We start from the raw sequence: 26571 nt of genomic DNA, 5'->3' as shown, positions 1-26571 counted from the left end.
TTCGGATGTTAGCGCTGTAACTCGTCCAGTGCGGGCTGATCCAGATGTGAGATATCGCCCGCTGTTTCAACAATCCAGCCACTCGCCAGCCAGGCGCTTTCCTGATGATCGACCCGCGACAGTGAACAGTTACGCAGGCGCAGACGACGTTCAGCATACGCAGGCAATCCCAGGATCGTACTGATCAGACTGCCCAGCGCAATCCCGTGGCTCACCAGCAGTGGTTTACTGCCGGCTGGTAATTCCAGACAACTGTCGAGCGCGGCGCGCATACGTGTGGCCAGCTCGGTCATGGTTTCACCTTCCGGAATGCGTCCTTTTGGCGAACCGTCCACCATCTGCTTGCGCCAGACTTCTTCCTGCTCCGTCAGTCCATCCAGAATGCGCTCTTCGAGTACTCCCATATGCAACTCGCGCAGGCGCGGTTCTTCGATCACTTCACAGCCGCAGGCATCAGCAATAATCTGCGCGGTGTGACGGGTACGCCCCAAATCACTGGTGATGACATGTGTGATCCCTTCTTTGCGCACACGCTCCGCCACCTGACGGGCCTGAAAAAGACCTTTTGCCGTCAAAGGGCTGTCTGACTGCCCCTGAATACGGCGCGCTGCGTTCCATTCTGTTTCGCCATGACGGACGAGATATACCTGTAACATGTGTGTTTTCCGTTATACTGCGTGAAATTTGCTAAAGGATGCTAAAACTCTATGTACCATGTTGTCGCTGCAACCACTAACCCGGCAAAGATCAAAGCTATCGCCATGGCTTTTGAAGATATTTTCGGCGCTGAGGCATTCCGCATCGAAGGCGTTGACGTCGACAGTGGTGTTCCCAACCAGCCCATTGGCAGCAACGAAACCCGCACCGGCGCACGTCACCGCGTGATCGGCGCACGTCAGGTTCGCCCGGAAGCGGACTTCTGGGTCGGCGTGGAAGCCGGTATCGAAGACAATATGACGTTCGCGTGGATGGTGATTGAAAACATGCACCAGCGCGGCGAATCCCGTTCAGCCAGCCTGATGTTACCTGAAATCATTTTACAGGGAATTAACCAGGGCAGTGAACTGGGTGATGAGATGGAAAAGCTGACGGGTATCGCAGAAGTGAAACGCAAAGGCGGTGCCATTGGCGTGTTTACAGCAGGAAAACTCACCCGCACCAGTGTTTATCATCAGGCACTGGTACTGGCGTTAGCGCCCTTCCATAATTCGGTGTATCAGATCCGGGCGCAAACTCACTAAATTCAAGCTCAAAACGGACGCATCAGTCGTCCGTTTTGTCTGTCGATGACGTGTCCGTCAACAACTGCTCTCCCAGCCAGGCTTTCAGCGGTGCCGGTGCGGTCTTCAGACCGTTGGAACCGCGCGTGATCGTGGCGATCCCTGCACCCAACTGGCTTTTCAGCTCCCGCTGGCTCATCTCTCCGCGCATCAACTCCTGAATAATCCGCACCCGTGTGCCCAGCGCCGCACGCTCGTCGGGCGTCAGAAGCAGTTGCAGCAGATCCTGATGCAAATTTTCAGCAAAAGATTGCTGTAGCAGTGCCAGAAAGCACTGCCAGTCCTCATTGCCTTGTTGGGAAAGAGCAGGGTCATTGAGCGGTCGTTGAGTCATGTTGAGCTGCCATACTATTGAACTAGTACAGCAGCTTAACATAGACAACCGGAGATCAGTAACGCCTCTGCCATTCGGCATCCGTCAAAATCTTGGCGGGTTGATGTAAAAAGTAACGATAAAACGCATCATATGCCAACACATTTTTAACATACCGGCGCGTTTCAGAGAAAGGGATACTTTCGATGAAAGCCACGGAATCCACTCTGCCCGCGCTGTTACCCAGCCAGGTATTCACGCGTGACGGACCGGCGTTATAGGCAGCGCTGGCCAAAATGCGGTTGCGGCCAAACATCTGATAGACATATTCCAGATAGCTGGTGCCGATGGTGATGTTCATCTGCGGATCGAGCAGCTGCGCCGGATTGCTATAGCCCTGCAGGCTGAACATATCCACCGTATGCTGCGCGGTAGCAGGCATGACCTGCATCAGACCGGCTGCGCCCACCGGTGAACGGGCTTTCGGATTCCACGCACTTTCCTGACGGGCAATCGCCATCGCATAGCTTTGGGTAATGCCTTTTTCATTGGTTGCACGGCGAAATTCATCCGGCCACGCCAGCGGGAAACGCTCTTCCAGATAATCCCACAGCTTGCCGGTGATGGTCGCCTGCACGCTCAGGTCCGGCCATTTTTGCTCGAAAGCATAACGCGCCAGTGCCGACTGCTGTGTTTCACTGCGGCTGCTCACCAGATAACTCCATTCGGTGCGCGCCAGATTATCCATCTGCCAGTACATCAGTTCGCGCACGCGTGCCACTTCCGGCAGTTTGCCGATGCTGGCGTCCGGTTTAGCGGCTACAGAAATCTGCATCGGATAGGTAATATTGAGCTTTTGCGCGGCCGCCATCGGGTAGAAACCACGGCCTTTCATTAACGTTCGCAGCATCGCCTCGCCTTGCGATTTCTGACCTTTATCGATCATCACCGACGCACGCCAGTACTGCCATTCATCTTCTTGCAAGGCATCAGCCGGCAAACGATCCAGCCACTGGCTTAATCCCTGGCGATCGCCTGCGGCCAGCGCCATGCGGATACGACGCTCGACCAGCGTGGTGGAATGGCTGCGCAGAATCACGTTGTCTCGCCATGCCGCCTGTTCAGAGGTGACATCGCTCCCCATGTAGCGCCAGGCAACGGCTTCTTCCAGTTCCAGACGGTCGCTGTCGCTCATTTTCTGCAAACGGGCCAGCACCGGGATCATCGAGCGTGCATTTTCTGAATCATCACGGGCAATGCGGGCGAACGTGATGCTGGTGGCATTGCGGGTAAAATCGGTCGGCCCGACGCTGCGCGCAAAGCTTTCAATGGTGTTCGGATTGTTTTGCAGATCCAGCAGCGCATCGCGCATGGTCTGGTAGTCCGGCGGCAGCTGTTTGGCGAGGAAATTCACCAGATTGGTATTCCCGGCTTTCATCGCCAGGCCGATTCGCTGCAACGTGGTCAGTGCGGTTTGGTTACCGGCTCCCTGCCAGACGCTGAACAGCTTGTCGCAGGCGTTCGGCAGCGATGTGCCGGTGAGCCAGATGTCTTTTGCGCCATCGAAGGCGGTTTTCTGATCGCCGGTCGCCCATTTGGCGTAATAGAAGTTACAACGCGCAGCGACCGGTTTAGGTGCCTGCGGGCTGAAGGAGAGTAAACTGTTCCAGTCCTGACGGCTCGCCAGCTCGTTAACGAAACGGGCAGGCAAAGAGCGCGCAGGCGGTAATGTCGGATTAGCTTTCACGAAAGCATTGATCTGAGCCGGCGTCGCTTCGCCTAAATCTTGCGTCAACTGGCGGTATTCCAGATAAGGATAAAGCGGATAGTCTTCCAGCGTCGGCATCAGCTGACTGACGACGTCCATCTGGTTGCTGTCCCACGCCTGTTTGATCTGCATATAGTGCTGACGCTGCGCGTCGAGGGAATCTGCTTTCGCCGCGCCCGACACCGTTACCAGCAACACGCTCATTGCCAGCGAGTACCACTTGTCCACCTTGACCATACTTACCTTTATCCTCGCGGGTTGTCTTTCTTACTGCGCAGACTGCACAGGTATGGCGCTACAGACGCTCTGATTTTCATGTCGAAATTGTTCTGCGTACTGTAGACCTCGTCTACGCTAATCGATTCATTTTTAAAATTGAAGTAATGCCGCCGTGACATCACAAACTTTACACAGTGTGGTGCATGCGGTGAGTGCTTACCAGACATCCTAAAACGTTTTTACGTACGCCTGCATAATGACCTTATTATTAACAGGTGAATGAAGATATTCTTAGGATTATTCGCGATAAAAGATAGCATCCTTACTATCACAATAATAATAGATGCGCTGACAAACCTTATATTTATTTACGCTAATTTACTCAGTTAATTACTTCCTAAACAAACGTTAAATGAAAAGTTAAAAATACAGATAATCCTAATTCATATAATTTATTGTTTTTAAAAGAATAAAATATTAAAACACAACGTAACAAAGTATTTCTTAACTCAGATCAAAACCCATTCCACGTATTAAATTATCATCTCCCCATGTTGTAAAAGCGGTCTTAGATATTCTCCGTAATTACTCTGATGAATTAATAAATCTGCGACACTCTTTTAATCGCTTATGGAAAACGTTATGAATCCTTCATCACCTGCTGTGAAAACCAATGCCAGTCCTTCCTCTTCAGCTTCGCCAGAAAACAAAACCTGGTATCAGCTGAGCAGTAAAGAAGCCATGCTGCGTCTGGGCACAGACGAAAAGGGTCTGAGCCCGCAGGACGTCACTCAGCGTCTGAACGAATATGGGCCAAATGCCCTGCCGGAAAAACAAACCAAAAGCGCGCTGATGCGTTTTCTGGCGCACTTTAATGATGTACTGATTTATATCCTGCTGGCCGCGGCGGTCGTCACCGGCGCGATGGGACACTGGGTTGATACCTTTGTGATCCTGGGTGTGGCGGTCGTCAACGCGCTGATCGGTTTTTTGCAGGAAAACAGCGCTGAGAAGTCACTGAAAAGTATTCAGAATATGCTTTCAAGCCAGGCCGTTGTCCTGCGCGACGGACAAGTGCAAACCATCAATGCAGACCAGCTGGTGCCCGGTGATATCGTGCAGCTGCGTCCGGGGGACAAAATCCCGGCTGACCTGCGCATCATCAGCGCCCACAACCTGCAGGTCGAAGAAGCGATTCTGACCGGTGAATCCACTGTCGTCACCAAAAACGCCCATGTCATTGACGGCGAAGTGATGATTGGCGACCGTCACAATCTGCTCTTCTCCGGCACAATGATAAGCGGCGGTACCGCATCCGGTGTGGTTTACGCCACCGGTAAAGAAACTGAACTCGGCCACATCAACCAGATGATGTCTGAGATTAAGCCGCAGCGCACGCCGCTGTTACAGCAAATCGATAAACTGGGTAAAGGCATTTTCGCCCTGATTTTATTGATGATGGCGTTCCTGTTTGTTTTCGCCTTCATCCTGCGTGATATGCCGCTCGGCGAGCTGTTACTGTCGTTAATCAGTCTGGCGGTCGCTTCCGTACCGGAAGGTTTACCGGCAATTATCTCGATTATTCTGTCCCTCGGCGTCCAGTCGATGGCGCGAAATCACGCCATCATCCGCAAGCTGCCGACCGTCGAAACCCTCGGATCTATGACCGTCATCTGCTCGGATAAAACCGGCACCCTGACGATGAATGAAATGACCGTCAAGGCCGTGATTCTGGCCGACCGCGTCTACAACGTCGAAGGTGAAAGCTACCAGCCAAAAGGCCGCATTGTGGATGCCGGTACGCAGCAGCAGATCGATGTCATCAACACGCCGGTGCTCAACACCTTTATCACCGCCGTGGATATCTGTAACGACAGCCAGCTGATGCAGGATGACAAAGGCCACTGGGGCATCACCGGCGGGCCAACTTCCGGTGCGCTGAAAGTGCTAGCCGCGAAATCGAATCTGAACACCGGCAAAATTGAGCCGTTGGACAAAATCCCGTTCGATTCCAAGCACAAATATATGTCTACCCTGCAACGCATCAACGGCAAAAAACAGCTATTCCTGACCGGCGCACCGGATGTGCTGTTCTCGCTGGCAAAATTTGAGCTGACTGAAGACGGCATCAAACCTTTCCGCCGCGAATACTGGGAAGAGGAAATGGCGCGCTATGCCCGTCAGGGCCTGCGCATGGTTGCCGCAGCGTTCAAAGATGAGCCTGAAATCAACGGCGATTTAAACCACGACGATTTGCAGGACGGCCTGATTTTCGCCGGTATCGCCGGAATGATGGATCCACCGCGTCCGGAAGCCATTGATGCGATTGCTCAGTGCCAGCAGGCAGGGATCCGCGTCAAAATGATCACCGGCGACCATCAGGAAACCGCGATGGCAATCGGCAAAATGCTGGGCATCGGCAACAGCGGCGATTCCATCACCGGCTACCAGCTGGAGCACATGGACGACGCAGAACTGGCGGTCGCCGCCAGCCAGTACGACATCTTCGCCCGCACCAGCCCTGAACATAAACTGCGCCTGGTCAAGGCCTTGCAGGACACCGGCGAAGTTGTCGGCATGACCGGCGACGGTGTGAACGATGCGCCTGCGCTGAAACAGGCCGATGTCGGCATAGCCATGGGTATCAAAGGCACCGAAGTCACCAAAGAAGCGGCTGATATGGTACTGACCGATGATAACTTCGCGACCATCGCCAGCGCAGTGAAAGAAGGACGTCGTGTTTATGACAACCTGAAGAAAACCATCCTGTTTATTCTGCCGACTAACCTCGCGCAGGGTCTGCTGATTATTCTGGCGATTCTGGCCGGTGCGGTGATCCCGCTGACGCCGGTGCAGATCCTCTGGATGAACATGGCCACCTCGACCACGCTTTCCTTCGGTCTGGCCTTCGAGCCGGCAGAGAAAGGCATGATGCGTCGCCGTCCGCGCGCGCCGGGTCAACATGTTCTCGACCTGTACTCCGTCTGGCGTATCGCGTTCGTCGGTATTCTGATTGCCTGCAGCGCCTTTATTCTGGAAGCCTGGATGCAACCGCGCGGCTACAGCAGCGACCTTATCCGCACCGTGCTGTTACAGACGCTGGTCACCGCGCAGTGGGTGTACATGTTCAACTGCCGCGTAATGGACCGTTTCCCGCTGACCCGCGAAGTGTTCGTCAACAAAGGTCTGTGGGTGGTCTCCGCCGTATTGCTGGTGTTGCAGCTGGCGATTATTTACCTGCCGGTAATGAACAGCCTGTTCGGCACCGTGCCGATGCCACTGAAATTCTGGGGCATTACGCTGGTGGTCGGGGCGATGATTTTCGTTATCGTCGAAATAGAGAAATGGCTGGTGAACCGCTTTATCCGCAAGAAAGTCTGACTTTTATACAAACTGCCGGGCTATGTTCTGTAGCCCGGTTTTATTCATCAAAAATATGACAGTTCCTGAAACCTTACGGTCACACAGGCTCATTTTGTCTCAAATTTCTCACAAAACGTCCCAAAGCCCGTACAACTGATTTACATCAACCCGCCCCCGACTTATTACTTTGCCCAAGGGTATTCCCGCACACAGCTTTTTCAGCATTGCCGCTTTCCGGCAATTTTCAGGGTACGCCCCAAAAATTCACAGCCGGCCGCATAACAACGAGCTCTTTCTGCTCAGGCAGATCCAGAGAGCCAACAAATAGGTAACGCATGATGTCATCGCTCATTGTAGATAAGTGCTATTACACACAGCTGGCATTGCAGTCGCTCTTGCAACTGAACGGACAACACCAGAAAGATATTCTTTCGCTTAAGGACATCAACGAGCTGCAAACCGCCTGCAAGTCACTGACACCTGAAATCATCTTTGTAAATGAAGACTGCTTTATGTCTGATGTGCGGTCGGGAAAGGCGCTGAAAGCTGTCATCAACGCCCATCCCGGTACGCTGTTTTTTGTGTTCATTTCCAAAGATAACCTCAACTATCAGAACTATGTGCCAATCCGACGCAATGTGATCATTGTGTCGAAATCGATCCGCACCACCACTATTTATCAGCTGATCGCCCATAACCTGCAAATTTCGCGCGCGATAGAAATCGGTGTGCCGTTGGATCTCACGCCGGTCAGCCTGAGCCGCACCGAGTTCAGCATTCTGAAAATGTGGATGTCGGGACTGGATACGCAGAACATTTCTCAGCATCTGAATATCAAGCAAAAAACCGTGGCCTCGCACAAAGGTAATATCAAACGCAAAGTCAAAACGCAGAATAAACAGGCGATTTATCATGTTGTTAAACTCACTGACATTCTGACCTCCGGCATGTTTGTTGGCCGCCCACACCCGCTGCGCCCTGCCAGCGAATCCGGGGAAATCGCGGTTCCTGTTGGTTAAAAACGTTAAGCCCCCTCTTTCTCCGGTAACATTCTCGCCTTACTGTGAAGCTGATGGTTGGGAACACGACTGAAACACGCTAAACTTGCCGGTCGGAACCCTTATCAGTCATGCCGCAGTCAGGCGGGGCTGGCTTATTTCGCCGCAGCGCCCGTTGGATCAGGAACTCTGGTCTGGCACACACGCGCGGTCCGCAGAGAAAGAGGCTCAAGACAACGTGGCTCAATACGTATATTCCATGCACCGCCTCGGCAAAGTTGTTCCGCCGAAGCGTCATATTCTTAAGAACATCTCCCTGAGTTTCTTCCCTGGCGCCAAAATTGGTGTTCTGGGTCTGAACGGTTCAGGTAAATCTACGCTGCTGCGCATCATGGCCGGTATTGATACCGACATCGAAGGTGAAGCGCGTCCGCAACCGGATCTGAAAATCGGCTATCTGCCGCAGGAACCGCAGCTGAACATGGAACACACCGTGCGTGAGTCCGTGGAAGAAGCCGTTTCCGAAGTCGTGGGCGCGTTAAAACGTCTCGATGAGGTTTATACGCTGTACGCCGATCCTGAAGCTGATTTCGACAAACTGGCCGCTGAGCAGGGTCGTCTGGAAGAGATCATTCAGGCGCACGACGGACACAACCTGAACAGCCAGCTGGAACGTGCCGCCGATGCGCTGCGTCTGGCCGACTGGGACGCGAAAGTGGCGACCCTCTCAGGGGGTGAACGCCGCCGCGTGGCACTGTGCCGCTTGCTGCTGGAAAAACCAGACATGCTGCTGCTCGACGAACCCACCAACCACCTGGATGCTGAATCCGTGGCATGGCTGGAACGTTTCCTGCACGATTTCGAAGGTACCGTTGTGGCGATCACCCATGACCGGTACTTCCTCGATAACGTCGCCGGATGGATCCTCGAGCTTGACCGTGGTGAAGGTATTCCGTGGGAAGGTAACTATTCCAGCTGGCTGGAACAAAAAGATGAGCGTCTGGCGCAGGAAGCGTCTTCTGAAGCGGCTCGTCGTAAATCTATCGAGAAAGAGCTGGAATGGGTACGTCAGGGCGCGAAAGGCCGTCAGTCTAAAGGCAAGGCCCGTCTGGCACGCTTTGAAGAGCTGAACAGCACCGAATACCAGAAACGTAACGAAACCAACGAACTGTTTATTCCACCGGGTCCACGCCTTGGCGACAAAGTCGTTGAAGTGAAAAACCTGAGCAAGTCTTACGGCGACCGTGTGCTGATCGACGATTTGTCCTTCACCGTACCCAAAGGCGCGATTGTCGGGATTATCGGTCCGAACGGCGCGGGTAAATCCACGCTGTTCCGCATGATGTCAGGTCAGGAAGCACCGAACGCCGGCACCATTGAGCTCGGCGACACCGTGAAACTGGCCTCCGTCGATCAGTTCCGTGATTCCATGGACAACAGCAAAACCGTCTGGGAAGAAGTGTCCGGTGGTCAGGACATCATGCGCATCGGCACCACTGAAATGCCAAGCCGCGCCTACGTCGGCCGCTTTAACTTCAAAGGTGTTGATCAGGGCAAACGCGTCGGCGAATTGTCCGGTGGTGAGCGTGGTCGTCTGCATCTGGCTAAACTGCTGCAGGTTGGCGGTAACATGTTGCTGCTCGATGAACCGACCAACGACCTTGATATCGAAACCCTCCGCGCGCTGGAAAACGCCTTGCTGGAATTCCCGGGCTGCGCCATGGTCATTTCCCATGACCGTTGGTTCCTCGACCGCATCGCGACCCACATCCTCGATTATCAGGATGAAGGCAAAGTCGAATTCTTCGAAGGTAACTTCACCGAATACGAAGAATACAAAAAACGTACTTTAGGTGCCGAAGCGTTAGAGCCTAAGCGCATCAAGTACAAGAAAATCATCAAGTAATCTTTTTTACTTATGCTTTTCAGCGAAGGTCCGGAAACGGGCCTTTTTTATGTCTGTCGTTTACCCCGCCAGCGTCTCATTGTAGCTCTTCGCAAAGCCGTACTCCTCCAGCATAAAATCGATAAAACAGGCCAGTGCCGGAGAATTCAGTTTCCTCCCCGGATAGACCAGATACAGATCGTTGCCCTCCGCTTCCCACTCCGGCAGCACCCGCACCAGCATGCCTTTCGCGACTTCGTCATGACACAAAAATGCCGGTAACAGCGTGATGCCCGCCCCTGCCAGCGCACATTCCCGCGCATACAGCAGATTGTCGGTAGTATGCGTTGAAGGTAATAGCCAGCGGTGATAGGTCTCTCCGCGATGCAGCACCCACTCCGACCAGGCACGGTGCGCGATACAGTGATGCGACGCCAGCTGCGGCGGCGATTCGAGCGCCGGATGCTGCGCCAGATACGCCGGAGATGCCAGCAGATAGCGCGGACTGTGGCCGAGCTCACGGCCAATCAGCGAGGAGTCTTGCGGTTTGCCGGTGCGCAGTGCGATATCAAACCCTTCCTGCACCAGATCGACCATCGCATCGGAGACTGACACTTCCAGCGAGACATCGGGATAGCGTTTCTGAAACTCGACGTTTACCCGTGCCAGCAGCGTCGCGCCCAGTCCCGCCGGGCTGGTAATGCGCAACCGCCCGCTCGGGTTATCGCGCAGTCGGCGGATCGCCAGCTCCGCCCGTTCGCTGGCCTGCATCATTTCCTGACAATGAATCAGATAGCGTTCACCGGCGAAGGTCAGATTGAGCTGGCGCGTGGTGCGGTTGAGCAGCCGCAGGCCGAGGGATTTCTCCAGCTGGCTGATGCGCTGACTGACGCTGGATTTCGGCAAACCGGCACGTTTCGCCGCCTGGGTGAAACTGCCGCATTCCGCCACCAGCGCAAACAGCGCCATGTCCTGCAATTGTTTAAACACGATTGTTCACCTCAGCCGAACACTTTGTTAGGTATTGTCCATCTTATCAGCTTGCCGCAGGAGGGCTAGACTGTCTGTATACCCTAAGAAGCAAACGGAGAAATTCTGATGTCTGTTAAAGCAATCGCAGTAAACCCGAAAGACCCGGCGCATTTCATCGCTGTCGAGTTACCACAGCCTGCCGCCGGCGAACACGATCTGCTGGTGGAAGTGAAAGCGGTATCGGTTAACCCGGTCGATACCAAAGTCCACAAAGGCGTGCAGAAAAGCGGCCTGGACGCACCGAAAGTGCTCGGTTGGGATGCGAGCGGTATTGTTAAAGCCGTCGGCAGCGCGGTCAAAAATTTCAAAGCGGGCGATGAAGTCTGGTACGCCGGTGACATCACCCGCTCCGGCAGTAATGCCACTGAACAGCTGATCGACTCGCGCATTGTGTCGGTCAAACCGAAAAGCCTGAACTGGGCAGAATCCGCCGCGATGCCTCTGACCGCGCTGACCGCGTGGGAAGCACTGTTCGAGCATCTGAACATCCAGAATGCGTCAGAAGACAAAACCCTGCTGATCATCGGCGGTGCCGGTGGCGTCGGATCGCTGGCGATCCCATTCGCGTCGCTGCGCAGCAAAGTGAACGTCATTGCGACCGCGTCACGCCCGGAATCAGCACAATGGTGTCTGGATCGCGGTGCGGATCTGACCGTGAACTACAAAGATCTGAAAGGCGAACTGGCGAAGCATGACATCAAACAGGTGGATTTCATTCTGTGCCTGAACGATACCGACGGTCACTGGGCGGCGATTTCCGATCTGATCGCGCCGATGGGCCACATCTGTACCATCGTGGAGAACGAACATCCACTGGACATGAATAAGCTGAAGCTGAAGAGTGCCGCGCTGCACTGGGAACTGATGTACACCCGCAGCATGTTCAACACGCCGGACATCGCGCAGCAGGGCGAGATCCTTAAACAGGTCGCCGCGCTGGTGGATGAAGGCAAAGTGCAGACCACACTGAGCGATACCCTTCACGGCCTGAGCGTTGAAAGCATCGAAGCCGCGCACGCCAAAGTGCTCGACGGTCATATGCAGGGCAAAGTGGTCGTCGCGTTCTAAGCTGACACCATTGTGAGTAAAAAAGCCGTCACTTGCGTGGCGGCTTTCTGTTTTCTGCGCATCAGACGGCTATTCTCCGTCGTCGACCTTCTGCCATTTCGCATCCGGATCAAACGCATTTATCGCCCGCGCCGCTGCGTCGGTGTCCGCCCCTAAATCCTGCTGATACACCTCGCCCTGCTGGTTTATCATAAAACTGGTGATGCCCGTGTGACCGTAATCCACCGGCCAGGCGATCAGCGCAAAGCCCTTAGTCATCTTACCGTTGTCGATATAGCTGTAAGCTCCGCCGCTAGCATTCGCGCCCTGCGCGGTCAGAATGCGGAAGTAATAGCCGTGATAAGCAGACTCCGGCCGATCATTACCAAAGGCCGGGCCAAGCGGGCTGGGCGCTTCACCCTCTTTCACCGGCCAGTATAAGCCGTCGTGCTGCCCGTCAGTGCTGATAAACTTTTGCGCGTACTGCCCCGTGCCCTGCTGGTATTGGTGCTGGGCATCGGCATACGCCGCGACCGCCTGAATAGTGGAAAGCTCATTGCGCCCGATAGTTCGCGTGGCGATCTCTGCCGCACCCGCCGCGATATCAAATGACCAGCCCTGCGCCGTTTGTCTGATCGGGATCGGCAGCTGCCAGTTCTCCGCACCAACGTTCAGGTGCGCCACGTCCCCCTGCTTCACGATGCTGTGGCTGACGTTCCAGTCGCGCAGGAAGCGGGCGACCTCCTCAGGATCGACATCCTTTTGCGGCAAATACACCTGCCAGTCATCGCCAAGTAATTGTTTCAGTGCGGCATCGTCATGCCCGCTCACCGCTTTTACCAGTGCCTGAGCGGCCAGCTCCGGCTGCGGGAAGGACTGCTGGGCAAAGGCGCACAAAGGAAACACCAGCGCACCGGCAGAAATCAGAAGACGGCTAAACTTATTCATTACCTTTCCTCACAAAATTAGCGCCGCTGAAAATGATGACCTTCCCCGCCGGCTGATCTCGCAGGTTGGAAGTCGCGCATCTGACGACGGCTCTGATCCCCCCGCGCCTGCTGCTGTTGCCACGACGGCGCGCGGCTGGAGTTCCCGCTGAACGCCGTGCTGCGCGTCATGTTGCCACCCTGTCGGAAATTCTCCATCTGCGGATGACTCCCGTTACGTTGGGACATCATGCTGCCATTCGTGTGCTGGGAAAGCTGCCCCTGATGTGATAACGCATCGTGCTGCGGCAACTGGCGACCAGAGACGTGATGGCTGTCAGACGCCGATACAGGCCGGCTGGCAGGTACCGAGCGAGGTGATGAATGCGATTGCCCCGGCGTGAAACCCGGATGGCTGTTCATCACTGACGCCGCCTGCTGACGGCGCTGATCGAGATTCTGATTCTGCACGCCGCCGTTGTTACGCCCGACGGCGCTGCCGTCAAAACCGCGATAATTATTACGCTGCGCGGCATTGTTCAGCGCACGGTTTTGCGTCGCACCGCTCAGGTTTGCAGGACGGGTTGGCGTACCGGCGTTGAACGCTGCATTGTGCTGCCAGCCCGCAGTATTCGCGGAGCCCGCATGATTCACCGCATTGTTATTGCCGGAGATACGGTTGTAATTATTGACGTTAACGTTGACGTAATTATTTTGTCCCCCGCCATGATGGCCGTCATCGTGATGATCGTCATGGTGATCATAGTCGTCGTGATGATGATCGTCATCCCAGTCAATGCTACCGAAAATCGCATAGGTCGCGGCGACGCCTACACCAAAACCGATGCCCGAGACCACGCCATTCACAAACTGCTGCCCCGGAGGCGGCGGCAAATAGACCGGCGGATAAGCCGGCGTCGGCCAGGCGCCATACACCACATTCGGGTTATAGCTTGGGACGTAAACCACCTGCGGATCGGCGGATTCGATAATGATGGTTTGCTGCGCCGGTGCGCTTTTTACCACAGTAGTACTGCTGTTTTGCGTTGCCGGTTTAACCGTCACTTTCTGCTGCGGAGTGCTTTTCAGCGCGCCGCTTTTTTGCGCCACCTGACGGAATTTTTGCACGGTATCCATCACGTCGGCAGGCTGCGCCAAAAACGCGTCGCCGAGGTTTTGTACCCATGCGGGATCTTCCCCCATCAGCGCCAGCAGTTGCGGGAACGCCACCAACGATTTCACACTCGGATCCCACGGCTCATTCGCTACGGCGCTCACCGCTGCATCACCCTGACTTTGCGGATGGTCACGCGACCACTGAACCGCCTGAATGACGTTGGTCGGATAAGTCGAAGCCATCAATACTTGTGAAAGCAGGCTGTCAGGATAGAGCGCAACGGGCGCAACCCACTGATCGAGCTGAGCCTGTGTAAAAGCAGGAGGCGTATTGGTCATTGCGGGCACGGGTGTAGCAGCAGGCGCAGGGGGCGCTGTCTGCGTGGTGGTTTCTGCCTGTGAACGGGCCGGAAGCCAGCCCTGCGTAAACATCACGCTGGCCAGCGCAAAAGCACCCGCACCGCAAAGCACTGCAATACCCCAGGGCTTGAATGATAAATTCATTCGGATCACCTTAGAAAGCCTCCGCCGGAATGCGAGGCACAATGAATGAGTATAATCTGACAAATAAAACTCAACGGCTGTCACTGTATTTTTATTTCGCAAATGGGATTTACGCATAAAATGCGTAATTAATGAGGATATAAATGATTTTTTATCAACAGCATGAAATAGCTGGTTTTTTTATTTATCCGCGTTACAAACAGAATTAATAAAATTGCTAACCAACATAATCAGATGAATTCATTAATAATTATAAAAAATATAAATACACAAAATCATTCATGTCGTGAATGATTGTTCAGCCCGAATTGATAGTGATAAAAAAAGCGCCGACTCCGCAGAGTCAGCGCTTTTTAATTTTTCTGGCTGACGACGGTCAGGACAAGGACGGCGCGTTCAACCGGCTGGTATCGGCGGCCAGCATATTCTGCACCAGCTCGATACATTCCAGAAAACGCTGGTCGTAATCCGACGATTCAACGTGAACGTAATCGACATTGTTTTGTTTCAGCATGTCGATTAACAAATTCTGGAAAGACATGCGGTCCGTGGTGCTGCCCAGACTGCGCAGACCGTCGGCGACCCACGGCGTATTGTTTTCCAGCAGGATCACCAGATCGAATTTGTATTCGTCCATCAGTGCCTGCACGAAAGGATGCTCGCGGCCTTCGTACTTTTTACAGAACGCCTGCGTGGTCAGGAAATCAGTATCGATAAACGCTACTTTATTGGCATATTTCACTGCAAAATCAATATATTGCGCCTGTCCGAGAGCAATTTTATCGTAATCAGAATATTGCAGCGCCATCTCGTCACCGCCGAGGTGTGAGAACACGTAATCGCGGCCATATTCCCAGGCACTGGTGGTGTTGAATATGTTGGCTAACTTATTGACCAACGTGGATTTTCCGCTGGATTCGCCGCCCAGCACCGCCACGGTGCGCACAAAGAACGGCTTCACTTCGGTGGGGATGTAATCCCAGTAGCGGAACGGATCGTGACGGATCTGGCGGCCACTGATGTTCATGAAGGACCGTTTCGGGTCAATCAAAACGGTTTCAATACCCAGATGCTCGCGATACTGCGGCGCATCGGCCTCTTCGCTGGAATAAATGGTATTGGGCTCAATGCCTTTCTGGCCCATGAACTCTTTGATACCGCGCCCCCAGACATCCCAGCCGTGCGGATACGGCTCCATGCCCTCTTCGTTAAAGGCATGAATATGAATGTTTTTCTGGTATTTGAAGGTTTGCAGCAGCCAGCGCAGGCGATCGCTGACCGTCGGCTGCTGGGACATCGAACTGTTCTCGAACAATTCACGGTCGCGTGGCTCGTCGTAGCCCATGATGATGTGCAGTTCATCAACCTGACTACAGGCGCGCTGGATCAGATAGATGTGGCCGGTGTGCAGCGGATAAAACTTGCCGAACACCACGCCGATATTTTTTTCGCGGCGGGGAAACTCAAGGTCGAGGAAGCGATGCAGCGCCTCGAGCTTTTGCGCGCTGGGGCTTTTTATCTTTGCATTCAACAGCTGGCTCAGATAACCCTTGGTCATCCCGCTGGCCTCTGACACCTGCTGTAATGTTCTTCCCTGCTGCTTAATCGCGGTTTTCAGATAATCGAACTGAGACATACCCTGTCCTTATGTTTGCTTTACTAAACAAAAAATAGCACAAACTCAGGGCGAAAGAACACCGGATAACCGTTACAAATCGTCGAGGATCGCCAGCGCATCGGCCAGTTTTTTGACGCCAAACACCTGCATTCCGGCAGGCACTTTTTTCGGCACGTTGGCGTGCGGCACAATCGCGCGTTTGAAGCCGTGCTTCGCCGCTTCGGTAATGCGCTCCTGACCGCTTGGCACCGGACGGATTTCCCCGGACAGCCCGACTTCGCCGAAGACCACCAGATCGTGTGGCAACGGCCTGTCTCGCAGGCTCGACACCAGCGAAAGTAGCAGCGCCAGATCGGCACTGGTTTCAGTGACTTTCACACCGCCGACCACGTTGACGAAGACATCCTGATCAGCCATCTGCAGCCCGCCGTGACGATGCAAAACGGCCAGCAGGATAGCCAGACGGTTCTGCTCAAGGCCCACGGCCACGCGGCGCGGATTGCCCATCATCGACTGATCGACCAGCGCCTGCACTTCGACCAGCAGGGGCCGCGTACCTTCCCACAGCACCATTACCGAACTGCCCGAGGTGATTTCATCACCACGGCTGAGGAAGATAGCGGAAGGGTTACTGACTTCGCGTAAACCTTGTTCAGTCATAGCAAACACGCCCAGCTCGTTCACTGCGCCAAAACGGTTTTTATGGCTGCGTAATGTACGGAAACGGGAATCAGCATCACCGTCGAGCAGTACCGAACAGTCGATGCAGTGTTCGAGCACTTTCGGCCCGGCCAGTGAGCCGTCTTTAGTGACGTGACCGACCATCACGATCGCCACGCCGCGCGTTTTGGCGAAGCGGGTAAGATAGGCGGCGGTTTCACGCACCTGCGCCACAGTACCTGGCGACGACTGGATATCCGCCATGTGCATCACCTGAATGGAGTCGATGACCATAAGTTTCGGTTTTTCAACATCGGCAATTTCGCAAATTTGCTCGATGCTGGTTTCCGAAAGCATGTTCATGTTAGCCGTCGGCAACCCGAGGCGATGAGCACGCATCGCGACCTGTTGCAGCGATTCTTCCCCGGTGACGTACAGGGTTTTCATATTTTCGCTGAGATGACACAGAATTTGCAGCAGCAAGGTACTTTTACCGGCGCCCGGATTCCCGCCGATCAGAATCGCGCTGCCCGGCACCACGCCGCCGCCGAGCACACGGTCAAACTCTTTAAAACCGGTGCTAAAACGCGGAAGTTCATCGAGGCTGATGTCCGAGAGCTTCTGCACGCGGCTGACGCCCGCATCGCCCGCGTAACCGGTCAGGCGCTCGTTGCGCGCCACGGTCGGAGAAGCCGCCAAACGGATTTCAGTAATGCTGTTCCAGGCCTGACAGGCACTACACTGCCCTTGCCAGCGCGGATAGTCTGCGCCACATTCATTACACACAAATGCACGTTTTGGAGCTTTAGCCACAACTTACCTCTTTGTTTATTAACATTCTGTATTTGCTGACTAGGACTGACTGCCGCTAAGAATACACAAAACACCCAGCAAATCCGCATGACGGATGCATACTTCCGCCTGTGCGTAGACTTTCGGTTTGGCGTGATAGGCAATGCCCATGCCCGCCACGGCCATCATTTTCAGATCGTTGGCACCGTCGCCAATCGCCACCGTTTGTTCATGCGGGATTTCGAGCTTTTCAGCCAGTTTCAGCAGCGTGTCGGCTTTATATTGCGCATCGACAATCGGCCCGATCACACGGCCGGTCAGTTTGCCATCGCGAATTTCCAGCTCGTTGGCGGCCACATCCACCAGATTCAGCTTATCGCGCAGGTATTCGGCGTAATAAGTAAAGCCGCCGGACGCAATCGCCACGTGCCAGCCCGCTTCCTGTAAACGCTGAACCATGACCGTCAGGCCCGGCATCAGCGGCAGGGTTTCACGCACCTGTTGCAGAATGCTGGCATCGGCGTCCTTAAGCGTAGCAACGCGCTGACGCAGGCTGGCGGAGAAATCCAGCTCGCCGCGCATGGCGCGTTCAGTCACTTCTGACACCTGTTCACCGACGCCCGCCAGTTTGGCGATTTCGTCGATGCATTCAATCTCAATCGCGGTAGAATCCATGTCCATCACCAGCAGACCCGGCGCGCGCAGATAAGGCACTTTACCGAGCTGCGTGACGTCAAACTCAAAGGATTCCGCCAGTTTTTGCGCATCCGCCGTCAGTGACCCGGCCAGACGCACCACCTGATAACCTTCCACCGCCCACGCGCTGACAATCACCAGAGCGCGCCCTAACTGGCGCTGGAACTGCGTAATGCTGATTTTATCGAGTTTTCTACCGTACAGAAGCCACCCGGTGTGTCCTGCCCGGTAATCCAGCGGCATCACTTCATCACCGCTCAATGAAAGGGGAAGTCCCGGCCATTGGTGGATCTCCGCGGGAAGATCGCAATAGGTCAGACTGTTTGGCATGATGACTCCGGTAGATTGGTTTGTTAAAACGACAATGAAAAAACGGTAGAAAAGGCAGGGCGTCGCCGATAAATGAAGGCATCAAGCTACCTTATCGCTGCCGCTTCTGGCAACATTAAAGTCATCGAAAAACGCAAGGAAACGGAATGGCAAAGGCCAAACTCAAATTTCGCCTGCACCGCGCTGCTATCGTATTGATTAGCCTGGCGTTATTGGTCATTCTTATGCAAGGCGCTTCCTACTTCAGCCTGGGGCATCAGCTCGCGCGCTCCACGCAGGTTGAGCAACTCGCCCAAACGCTCGCCAAACAGGTGGCATTTTCGCTCGCGCCGTTAATGGACAGCGACAATGATGGCGCGGATATCGCACAAATTTCCACTATTTTGAGTCAGCTGACCGACGGCAGCCGCATTCTCGACGCCAGCGTTTATGAATCGGACGGCTCGCTGGTCGCCCATGCGGGTGAACAGGTGCCGGTGCGCGATCGTCTTTCCCTCGACGGCAAACGCGCGGGCAGCTACTTCAATCATCAGATTGTGGTGCCTATCGAAGACAAGAGCGGGCCGAGCGGTTTTTTGCGCATTACGCTCGATACTCACGTGCTGGCGACAGAATCCAAACAGGTGGATAACACCACTAACCTGCTGCGTCTGATGATGCTCGCCGCGCTGGGTGTCGGCATTATACTCGCCCGCACGCTGTTGCAGGGGCGCCGTTCACGCTGGCAGCAGTCGCCGTTCCTGCTGACGGCCAGTAAACCGGTGAAAGAAGATGATGAGCCTGAAGAAGAAGCACCTGACGATTTCGGCCCGCCGCCGACGCTGAACCTGACCGAACCCGACGCCGAAGTGGCGCCAGCAAAACCGGCCACCGAAGCGCAAACCAAAGAAGCCGCACAGGCTGCCTACCGCAGCCTGAAACGCAGCAAGCCGAAGTGATCCAAATAATCAGCGACCGCGTTACTTCAGAGAATGCCTATCTCATGGCATAGCAAAACGGGCGCCATCTGGCACCCGTTTTTTAACTCTGCAACAATGCGGCAGAACTTATTCTTTATCGCCTAACAGAACGGATTCCAGTGCGATTTCAACCATGTCGTTGAAGGTCGTCTGGCGTTCAGCAGCGGTGGTTTGCTCGTGAGTACGGATATGGTCGGAAACGGTACAGATGGTCAGCGCTTTCGCACCGAATTCTGCTGCCACGCCGTAGATACCGGCGGCTTCCATTTCTACGCCCAGAATGCCGTATTTCTCCATCACGTCGAACATCTGCGGGTCTGGTGTATAGAACAGATCTGCGGAGAAGATGTTACCAACGCGGGCGTGAATACCTTTCGCTTTCGCAGCATCAGCGGCGTTACGCACCATGTCGTAATCAGCAATTGCGGCATAGTCGTGGTCTTTGAAACGCATGCGGTTCACTTTGGAATCGGTGCAGGCACCCATACCGATCACGATGTCGCGCAGTTTGATGTCTGCACGCACAGCGCCACAAGACCCCACGCGGATGATTTTTTTCACGCCGAATTCGGTAATCAGCTCTTTGGCATAAATTGAGCAGGAAGGAATGCCCATGCCATGGCCCATGACAGAAATTTTGCGGCCTTTGTACGTGCCGGTGAAACCTAACATGCCACGCACGTCGTTCACCTGCTTAACGTCCTGCAGGAAGGTTTCCGCGATGTGCTTGGCGCGCAGCGGATCTCCTGGCATCAGCACTACGTCAGCAAAGTCGCCCATTTCAGCATTAATGTGTGGAGTTGCCATCTTTTTATTCCTTAATCAGCGAGGTATCACATTCATCATAAAAACGCGGCCAGTATTCAATGTACTGGCCGCGTATGCAAAAGTCTTACAGCATGGATTTACCGTAGTCCATTGGTGACAAGTCGAAGTAATTCGCGACCGTCTGACCAATATCCGCGAAGGTTTCGCGGTGGCCCAGCGAGCCCGGTTTCACTTTCGGGCCGTAGATTAACACCGGAATGTGCTCACGGGTATGATCTGTACCGCGCCATGTCGGGTCACAACCGTGGTCAGCGGTGAAGATGATGATGTCATCTTCTTTCACCAGTTCCAGCAACTCCGGCATACGACGGTCGAACAATTCCAGTGCCGCAGCGTAGCCCGCAACATCACGGCGGTGGCCGTAAGAGGAATCGAAATCAACGAAGTTAGTGAAGACAATGGTCTTATCGCCAGCTTCTTTCATTTCTTTGATGGTCGCGTCAAACAGCGCGTCCAGGCCAGTGGCTTTCACTTTTTTGGTGATACCCACCTGCGCGTAGATATCCGCGATTTTACCGACGGATATCACGTGGCCATTTTTCTCGTCGACCAGCTTTTTCAGGATGGTCGGTGCCGGTGGTTCTACCGCTAAGTCGTGACGGTTACCGGTACGCTCGAAGTTCCCGGCTTTGTCGCCAATGAACGGACGGGCGATCACGCGGCCAATGTTGTAGCCGCCTTCGGTCAGTTCTTCACGGGCGATTTCGCACAGTTCATACAGACGATCCAGCCCGAAGGTTTCTTCGTGACAGGCGATCTGGAAAACAGAATCCGCAGAGGTGTAGAAAATCGGCTTGCCGGTTTTCATGTGTTCTTCGCCTAAATCATCCAGCACCACGGTACCGGAGGAATGGCAGTTGCCCAGATAGCCCGGCAGATTGGCGCGCTCGACCAGTTTGTCCAGCAGCGCCTGCGGGAAGCTGTTGGTGGTGTCGCTGAAGTAGCCCCACTCAAACAGCACAGGCACACCGGCGATTTCCCAGTGGCCTGACGGGGTATCTTTACCGGAGGATAATTCGCTGGCGTAGGCATACGCACCGGTGATTTCAGAATCACCGTCCATGCCGTCAGGAATTTTACCGGTGGATTCTTCAGCGGCTTTCGCCAGGCCCAGACGGGTCAGGTTCGGCAGATTCAGCGGCCCTTTGCGACCTTTGTCGGCTTCGCCACGCGCACAGGCAGCCGCGATATGGCCCAGCGTGTCGGAGCCTGTATCGCCAAAGCGTTCGGCATCTTCACTGGCACCGATACCGAATGAGTCTAACACCATGATAAATGTACGTTTCATTTTGCTCTCCTGCGAATGGTTACGCATTGGGTCACGCGGAACTGCCGCGTACCTGATCAGTCTTAAATGGGGGCGAGACCGCCTGAAATCAAGCGTTACCGCCGATCCGGCGATACACCACCGGCGTGCTTTCCGGCGCTTTGTCACTCAGAACAATGGCGGCGCGCACTTCTGCAGCGGCCTGCTGCCACGCGTTTTCGCTGTTGGCGTGGATCATCGCCAGCGGCTGACGCGTATCGACCTGCTGGCCAAGCTGTGCCATGTGGGTCAGACCGACGCTATAGTCGATAGGATCGCTGGCACGACGACGGCCACCGCCCAGTGACACCACCGCCATACCCAGCGCGCGGGTATCCATTGCGCTGACGATGCCGTTGGTTTCGGCGAACACCGGTTTGCTCAGCGTGGCCTGTGGCAGATAGCGATCGTAATTCTCGATGAAGTCCGCCGGGCCTTTTTGCGCCGCAATCATGCGGCCAAAGATTTCTGCCGCTTTGCCGTTATCCAGCACCGTCTGCAGTTTGCTGCGGGCGTCGGCGTCGTCTGTTGCCAGACCACCGGAGAGCAGCATTTCCACGCACAGCGCCATCGTCACTTCAAGCAGGCGCGGATTGCGGTATTCGCCGGTCAGGAAGCGCACGGCTTCGCGCACTTCGACTGCGTTACCGGCGCTCGACGCCAGCACCTGATTCATGTCGGTAAGCAGCGCGGTGGTTTTGCAGCCTGCGCCGTTTGCCACATCGGCAATTGACTGGGCCAGATCTTCGGACAGCTGGTAGGTCGGCATAAATGCACCGGAACCCACTTTGACGTCCATGACCAGCGCATCCAGACCTTCAGCCAGTTTCTTGGCAAGGATTGATGCGGTGATCAGAGGAATAGAATCGACGGTTGCGGTGATATCGCGGGTCGCATAGAAGCGTTTGTCTGCCGGAGCCAGCGAGCTGGTCTGGCCGATAATGGCTACGCCGACGTCCTGAATAATGCGACGGAAACGGCTGTCATCCGGGAAGATATCAAAGCCCGGAATGGCTTCGAGTTTATCCAAAGTACCGCCGGTATGACCCAGGCCACGTCCGGAGATCATCGGCACGTAACCGCCACAGGCGGCAACCATCGGGCCTAACATCAGAGACGTCACGTCACCCACGCCGCCGGTAGAATGTTTATCCACAATCGGGCCGTTCAGGTTCAGGCTTTTCCAGTTCAAAACGGTACCTGAATCGCGCATGGCCATGGTCAGCGAAACGCGCTCATTCATGGTCATGTCGTTGAAATAAATAGTCATAGCCAGTGCTGCAATCTGACCTTCTGAAACCTGACTGTCGCGAATACCGTTCACAAAGAAACGAATCTCTTCGTCACTTAAAGGATGGCCATCACGTTTTTTACGAATAATTTCTTGTGCGAGAAACAAGGTATCCCCCTGCCTGAGCTGAACGCCAAAATCTGGACGCTGAATATGCGGGCGCCGCATGGCAGCGCCCCGAAAGATGCGCACCGCAAACGCGGTGCCGTGGTGATCAATAGTTGCTGGTGGCTTTCTGGCCGGCGTGACCCAGAGTGGTCAGCAGGCTTGCCAGCAGGCTGGAGGCACCAAAACGGAAGTGACGTGCGTCAGCCCATTCGCGGCCCAGCAGACGGTCAGCCAGCGCCAGATACTGCGCAGCATCTTCAGCGGTTTTCACGCCACCGGCAGGTTTGAAACCCACGTCTTTGCCCACGCCCATTTCAGCGATCACGCTCATCATCAGCTCAGCACTGTGCAATGTCGCGTTTTCCGGCACTTTACCGGTGGAGGTTTTAATGAAGTCAGCGCCTGCTTTAATAGCGATTTCAGAGGCTTTGCGGATCAGCGCGTCTTGCTTAAGCTCACCGGTTTCGATGATCACTTTCAGCAATACGTTGGCAGCAGCACAGGCTTCTTTGCACTGTTTGACCATCTCAAAACCGACCTGCTCGTTACCGGCCATCAATGCGCGGTAAGGGAAAACTACGTCCACTTCGTCAGCGCCGTAGGCGATGGCGGCGCGGGTTTCGGCCAGGGCTATTTCGAGATCGTCATTACCGTGCGGGAAGTTGGTCACGGTGGCAATGCGGATGTCCGGCGTGCCTTGCTCGCGCAGGGTTTTACGGGCAATCGGAATAAAACGAGGATAAATACAAACAGCAGCAGTGTTACCTGCCGGGCTTTTCGCCTGGTGACAAAGCGCGATCACTTTTGCATCGGTGTCGTCTTCGTTCAGGGTGGTCAAATCCATCAGGTTCAGCGCACGTTGTGCTGCGGTGGTTAAATCGGTCATATAACTCTCCAACAATTTTCAATTCCAGCGACCAGCCAGAACTGAGCATACAGTCATGAATTCCTTTCGGCGGTTAACGTCGGAGAAGAATTCTGCACGGTTGGCGAGCGGACTTGGTTCCTTGAAGATAGCGTGCGTAAGCGCTTTAGCGACTTACGCGGCAACTGAGATCCTTCTCACCGCGCTTGGATTGGCTAACGCCAATTCGTTGTGACTATTTGAACACGTCACATCAGGTTCCTGTGTGCAGTATTTCACACAAAATGAAAACCGTTTGCAACGTTGCTTAGTGAAATGAGATCTAAATCACATTTACCCGGCGTTATGCTCAGTATTCGGCCCATATATAAGAGTGTATACCCGATTCGTGACAAAGGGAGTTCGGGCAAACACGCGGGGATCACCGACCGGTAATCTTGTGAACAATGTTATAATAATAACATTTCAAAGAGAACCTAATTCTTACTGTGCGGTAAATCCACGTGAGAAACAGTGTGATGCATATAAAAAATGTTATTTAAATAACAAAATGAATGAACATCTTACAGCGCGGCAGGAAGATTGAATACGCGACGGGTATTGGTAAGCAGCGCATCGGCAATCTCTTGCGGCGATTCACTGCGTAACTGGCACAACGCCTCAAACACCGTGGCGGCGCGTTCCGGGCGATTGGGTTGCCCCTGAAAACCCTGCAGCGGCATATCCGGCGCATCCGTTTCCAGCAGCAAGGAAGACAGCGGTAATTGCGCCATCACCTGACGGGTTTTCTGCGCGCGTTCATAGCTGATGGTACCGCCGACGCCAATCGCAAATCCCAGTTTGATAAACGCCTGCGCCTGAGAAAGGCTGCCTGCAAATCCGTGTACCACGCCGGTCGCCGGAAGTTGCGCCTGACGCAGCATCGCCGCCAGTTGATCGTGGCTGCGGCGCGAATGCAGGATCACCGGCAGCGCCTCACGTTTTGCCAGCGCGAACTGCGCTTTCAGCAGCCGCTGTTGCTGCTCAAACATCGGCGTTTCCATATACAGATCCAGCCCGATCTCACCGACCGCCACCACGCGCGGACAGTGCTGGCTAAGCAGTGCATCCAGCTGCTCCAGATCGTTATCTTTATGCTGCGCGATATACAACGGATGCAGGCCCAGCGCGGCGTACAGCGGCGCGAAGTTTTTTGCCAGCGCGAGAATGCCGTCAAAACGATCGGCGGTCACGGCGGGAACGATGATTTCCCGTACTCCGGCCTGTTCCGCCAGACGCAGGCTTTCAGTTTCCGCGCCGGTAAACGGCGGAAAATCAAAATGGCAGTGCGTATCTATGAAGTGAAAACTCACAGCTTATCGCCTTCGCTGGCGGAGTAATGCTCCACAGGATCCATGTCAGCAGAAAGGTTTGGCGAACGATGCTCTCCCACCGGGTTGTCCGAAAACGCGGCCGGGCGCACCACGCCACCGTCGGCCACCATGTCAGTGAGCACGGCCGGATCGAGTATAATCTGTTCGACGTTGCTGGCTGCGGCGGCCAGCGGCGTTTGGTGTTCCGGTTCGTTTGCGGGCACGACTACGCGCTGCGGACGCGTCGGGCGCGGCGTCACCTGAGGATAAGGGCGTTCGTTTTCACGCGGCAACAGCCAGTGGGCAGCTGCCGACAGGAAATACCGGCCACAGCGGCGTCCCAGATGATAATCCTGGTTGAGCGCCGGCAAGCGGCTGCCAAGCGCGTGGCTGGCGAGTGGCTTCGGCGGAAAGATTTCGAAAATCCGCACGTCGCCCGGTGGATTCTCAATAAATTGCTGAATGCGGTGATAGCTGCTTTCGTGGTGCTGCATCATGCGCACCAGCTGCTGGAGACTACTTTCGCTCAGCCATTGCTCCATGCGCTTCATCCACTGCGGCGTGTAGAACATCGCCGAAGGCACGGTGCGGATCACCACAATGGTATCCGCGCCCCGACGGTAGGCTTCTTCCACCGGGATCGCATCGCTGATGCCGCCGTCCTGATAGCTGATACCGTCCAGATCGACGCCCATGCGATAAAAACCCGGAATGGCACTCGAGGCTTTGATCACCGGCAGCCAGTTCTCGCGCGTTGGCGCAAAATAGTTGGCGGTGTAGTCATCACTGCGGCAGGCGCACATCAGAAACTCGCGGCCGTCGATCAGCAGCTTCTCCGCGCTTTCCATCGCCAGCGGCATGTTTTTCGCGGTTTCATCTACCAGCCAGTCGAGATCGATAAGATGTCCTCCACGCACAAAGCGCAGAGGATTGAAGAAATCAGGGCTGGTGGTGTAGCGGGTAATCACCCTTCGGGCGTAGCCGGGTTGTCCGCATACGAAGGCCGAAAGGTTTTGCGCACCCGCGGAAGTCCCCAGATATAAATCGAAGGGATTAAAATTGGCACGCTGAAATTCATCCAGCACACCGGCGGTAAAAATGCCTCTCTGCCCTCCCCCTTCGCACACCAGAGCAATCTTGCCCGGCCGGTAAGGTTTGTACGCCAGCGGTTCTATATTCCCCAGCGTGACAGGTATTCTGTATCCCAACGCATCGTCCTCACACAATTAGCCTCAGCGGACAGGCCTCTATTCTGAGCATACCTTGTCTGCCGGGTTTGAGTGAGTTTCTTACCAAAATGTGAGGATAAAATCGT

21 protein-coding genes are annotated in these 26571 nt (G+C 54.7%); 6 read left to right on the top strand and 15 right to left on the bottom strand.

The window, feature by feature from the left end:
- Positions 1–8: 8 nt before the first annotated feature.
- Positions 9–656, bottom strand: a complete 648-nt coding sequence (gpmB, locus tag ACMHLI_RS00385) for a 2,3-diphosphoglycerate-dependent phosphoglycerate mutase GpmB (RefSeq protein WP_112168189.1) — start codon at positions 654–656, stop codon at positions 9–11.
- A gap of 51 nt (positions 657–707) precedes the next feature.
- Between gpmB and yjjX the strand changes: the two genes are divergently transcribed.
- On the top strand, positions 708–1241 hold the full coding sequence (yjjX, locus tag ACMHLI_RS00380; protein ID WP_112168188.1) for an inosine/xanthosine triphosphatase: 534 nt from the start codon (positions 708–710) through the stop codon (positions 1239–1241).
- 22 nt (positions 1242–1263) lie between these two features.
- On the opposite strand, the gene trpR is transcribed toward yjjX, so the two are convergent.
- Together trpR and sltY are read right to left on the bottom strand one after the other, a co-directional pair.
- Positions 1264–1614, bottom strand: a complete 351-nt coding sequence (trpR, locus tag ACMHLI_RS00375) for a trp operon repressor (RefSeq protein WP_413527773.1) — start codon at positions 1612–1614, stop codon at positions 1264–1266.
- A gap of 55 nt (positions 1615–1669) precedes the next feature.
- The gene (gene sltY, locus ACMHLI_RS00370) at positions 1670–3589 is read right to left on the bottom strand and encodes a murein transglycosylase (protein WP_413527957.1); all 1920 of its coding nucleotides are present in this window, start codon (positions 3587–3589) and stop codon (positions 1670–1672) included.
- Positions 3590–4222: 633 nt separating this feature from the next.
- Between sltY and ACMHLI_RS00365 the strand changes: the two genes are divergently transcribed.
- The 3 genes from ACMHLI_RS00365 (at position 4223) to ettA (ending at position 9847) form a co-directional block, all read left to right on the top strand.
- A complete protein-coding gene (locus ACMHLI_RS00365; protein WP_413527772.1) occupies positions 4223–6961 on the top strand; it encodes a cation-transporting P-type ATPase in 2739 nt (912 codons plus the stop codon).
- A gap of 317 nt (positions 6962–7278) precedes the next feature.
- A complete protein-coding gene (rcsA, locus tag ACMHLI_RS00360) occupies positions 7279–7962 on the top strand; it encodes a transcriptional regulator RcsA (RefSeq protein WP_413527771.1) in 684 nt (227 codons plus the stop codon).
- Between the two features lie 217 nt (positions 7963–8179).
- Entirely contained in the window at positions 8180–9847 is a 1668-nt protein-coding gene (gene ettA, locus ACMHLI_RS00355) for an energy-dependent translational throttle protein EttA (protein WP_413527770.1), read from the top strand.
- Between the two features lie 60 nt (positions 9848–9907).
- Here the strand turns inward: ettA and ACMHLI_RS00350 are convergent, their stop codons facing one another.
- Positions 9908–10816, bottom strand: a complete 909-nt coding sequence (locus ACMHLI_RS00350) for a LysR family transcriptional regulator (RefSeq protein WP_413527769.1) — start codon at positions 10814–10816, stop codon at positions 9908–9910.
- Positions 10817–10924: 108 nt separating this feature from the next.
- On the opposite strand from ACMHLI_RS00350, the gene ACMHLI_RS00345 reads away from it, so the two are divergent.
- Positions 10925–11926 carry a zinc-binding alcohol dehydrogenase family protein gene (locus tag ACMHLI_RS00345; RefSeq protein ID WP_413527768.1) on the top strand — a complete coding sequence of 334 codons (1002 nt, stop codon included), beginning with the start codon at positions 10925–10927 and terminating at the stop codon, positions 11924–11926.
- A 69-nt stretch (positions 11927–11995) separates the two neighbouring features.
- Here ACMHLI_RS00345 and ACMHLI_RS00340 read toward each other — a convergent pair whose 3' ends face one another.
- From ACMHLI_RS00340 to serB, 5 genes are all read right to left on the bottom strand, one after another.
- Positions 11996–12853 (bottom strand): DUF2950 domain-containing protein, encoded by an 858-nt coding sequence (locus ACMHLI_RS00340; protein ID WP_413527767.1) that lies wholly within the window; start codon positions 12851–12853, stop codon positions 11996–11998.
- 17 nt (positions 12854–12870) lie between these two features.
- Positions 12871–14451, bottom strand: coding sequence for a DUF3300 domain-containing protein (locus tag ACMHLI_RS00335; RefSeq protein ID WP_413527766.1), 1581 nt, complete (start codon positions 14449–14451; stop codon positions 12871–12873).
- A 376-nt stretch (positions 14452–14827) separates the two neighbouring features.
- Positions 14828–16087 carry a multifunctional transcriptional regulator/nicotinamide-nucleotide adenylyltransferase/ribosylnicotinamide kinase NadR gene (nadR, locus tag ACMHLI_RS00330; RefSeq protein WP_413527765.1) on the bottom strand — a complete coding sequence of 420 codons (1260 nt, stop codon included), beginning with the start codon at positions 16085–16087 and terminating at the stop codon, positions 14828–14830.
- Between the two features lie 72 nt (positions 16088–16159).
- Entirely contained in the window at positions 16160–17542 is a 1383-nt protein-coding gene (radA, locus tag ACMHLI_RS00325) for a DNA repair protein RadA (protein ID WP_112168179.1), read from the bottom strand.
- Positions 17543–17581: 39 nt separating this feature from the next.
- Positions 17582–18547: a phosphoserine phosphatase gene (gene serB, locus ACMHLI_RS00320; protein WP_413527764.1), complete on the bottom strand. Its 966-nt coding sequence runs from the start codon at positions 18545–18547 to the stop codon at positions 17582–17584.
- Between the two features lie 146 nt (positions 18548–18693).
- On the opposite strand from serB, the gene ACMHLI_RS00315 reads away from it, so the two are divergent.
- On the top strand, positions 18694–19485 hold the full coding sequence (locus tag ACMHLI_RS00315) for a YtjB family periplasmic protein (protein ID WP_112168177.1): 792 nt from the start codon (positions 18694–18696) through the stop codon (positions 19483–19485).
- A 108-nt stretch (positions 19486–19593) separates the two neighbouring features.
- Here ACMHLI_RS00315 and deoD read toward each other — a convergent pair whose 3' ends face one another.
- The 6 genes from deoD to ACMHLI_RS00285 form a co-directional block, all read right to left on the bottom strand.
- Positions 19594–20313 (bottom strand): purine-nucleoside phosphorylase, encoded by a 720-nt coding sequence (deoD, locus tag ACMHLI_RS00310; protein WP_413527763.1) that lies wholly within the window; start codon positions 20311–20313, stop codon positions 19594–19596.
- An 85-nt stretch (positions 20314–20398) separates the two neighbouring features.
- Positions 20399–21622: a phosphopentomutase gene (gene deoB / locus ACMHLI_RS00305; protein ID WP_413527762.1), complete on the bottom strand. Its 1224-nt coding sequence runs from the start codon at positions 21620–21622 to the stop codon at positions 20399–20401.
- Between the two features lie 88 nt (positions 21623–21710).
- Positions 21711–23099 carry a thymidine phosphorylase gene (gene deoA / locus ACMHLI_RS00300; protein ID WP_413527761.1) on the bottom strand — a complete coding sequence of 463 codons (1389 nt, stop codon included), beginning with the start codon at positions 23097–23099 and terminating at the stop codon, positions 21711–21713.
- Positions 23100–23145: 46 nt separating this feature from the next.
- A complete protein-coding gene (deoC, locus tag ACMHLI_RS00295; protein WP_413527760.1) occupies positions 23146–23925 on the bottom strand; it encodes a deoxyribose-phosphate aldolase in 780 nt (259 codons plus the stop codon).
- A gap of 542 nt (positions 23926–24467) precedes the next feature.
- The gene (locus tag ACMHLI_RS00290; protein WP_413527759.1) at positions 24468–25256 is read right to left on the bottom strand and encodes a TatD family hydrolase; all 789 of its coding nucleotides are present in this window, start codon (positions 25254–25256) and stop codon (positions 24468–24470) included.
- Positions 25253–26464 carry a patatin-like phospholipase family protein gene (locus ACMHLI_RS00285; RefSeq protein ID WP_413527758.1) on the bottom strand — a complete coding sequence of 404 codons (1212 nt, stop codon included), beginning with the start codon at positions 26462–26464 and terminating at the stop codon, positions 25253–25255. Before ACMHLI_RS00285 ends, ACMHLI_RS00290 begins: the two co-directional genes overlap by 4 nt.
- Positions 26465–26571: the final 107 nt, after the last annotated feature.

This window comes from Rahnella inusitata, assembly GCF_965118895.1.
GTDB classification, from domain to species: domain Bacteria; phylum Pseudomonadota; class Gammaproteobacteria; order Enterobacterales; family Enterobacteriaceae; genus Rahnella; species Rahnella inusitata_A.
Note: the sequence above shows the minus strand (reverse complement) of the source record. Positions and strands in the feature narration are given on the sequence as shown.

Excerpts from the sequence above, each read along its gene's own strand:
- gpmB (WP_112168189.1), bottom strand. The coding sequence starts at position 656 with ATGTTACAGGTATATCTCGTCCGTCATGGCGAAACAGAATGGAACGCA.
- yjjX (WP_112168188.1), top strand. The coding sequence starts at position 708 with ATGTACCATGTTGTCGCTGCAACCACTAACCCGGCAAAGATCAAAGCT.
- trpR (WP_413527773.1), bottom strand. The coding sequence starts at position 1,614 with ATGACTCAACGACCGCTCAATGACCCTGCTCTTTCCCAACAAGGCAAT.
- ACMHLI_RS00365 (WP_413527772.1), top strand. The coding sequence starts at position 4,223 with ATGAATCCTTCATCACCTGCTGTGAAAACCAATGCCAGTCCTTCCTCT.
- rcsA (WP_413527771.1), top strand. The coding sequence starts at position 7,279 with ATGATGTCATCGCTCATTGTAGATAAGTGCTATTACACACAGCTGGCA.
- ACMHLI_RS00345 (WP_413527768.1), top strand. The coding sequence starts at position 10,925 with ATGTCTGTTAAAGCAATCGCAGTAAACCCGAAAGACCCGGCGCATTTC.
- ACMHLI_RS00340 (WP_413527767.1), bottom strand. The coding sequence starts at position 12,853 with ATGAATAAGTTTAGCCGTCTTCTGATTTCTGCCGGTGCGCTGGTGTTT.
- ACMHLI_RS00335 (WP_413527766.1), bottom strand. The coding sequence starts at position 14,451 with ATGAATTTATCATTCAAGCCCTGGGGTATTGCAGTGCTTTGCGGTGCG.
- nadR (WP_413527765.1), bottom strand. The coding sequence starts at position 16,087 with ATGTCTCAGTTCGATTATCTGAAAACCGCGATTAAGCAGCAGGGAAGA.
- serB (WP_413527764.1), bottom strand. The coding sequence starts at position 18,547 with ATGCCAAACAGTCTGACCTATTGCGATCTTCCCGCGGAGATCCACCAA.
- ACMHLI_RS00315 (WP_112168177.1), top strand. The coding sequence starts at position 18,694 with ATGGCAAAGGCCAAACTCAAATTTCGCCTGCACCGCGCTGCTATCGTA.
- deoD (WP_413527763.1), bottom strand. The coding sequence starts at position 20,313 with ATGGCAACTCCACACATTAATGCTGAAATGGGCGACTTTGCTGACGTA.
- deoB (WP_413527762.1), bottom strand. The coding sequence starts at position 21,622 with ATGAAACGTACATTTATCATGGTGTTAGACTCATTCGGTATCGGTGCC.
- deoA (WP_413527761.1), bottom strand. The coding sequence starts at position 23,099 with ATGCGGCGCCCGCATATTCAGCGTCCAGATTTTGGCGTTCAGCTCAGG.
- deoC (WP_413527760.1), bottom strand. The coding sequence starts at position 23,925 with ATGACCGATTTAACCACCGCAGCACAACGTGCGCTGAACCTGATGGAT.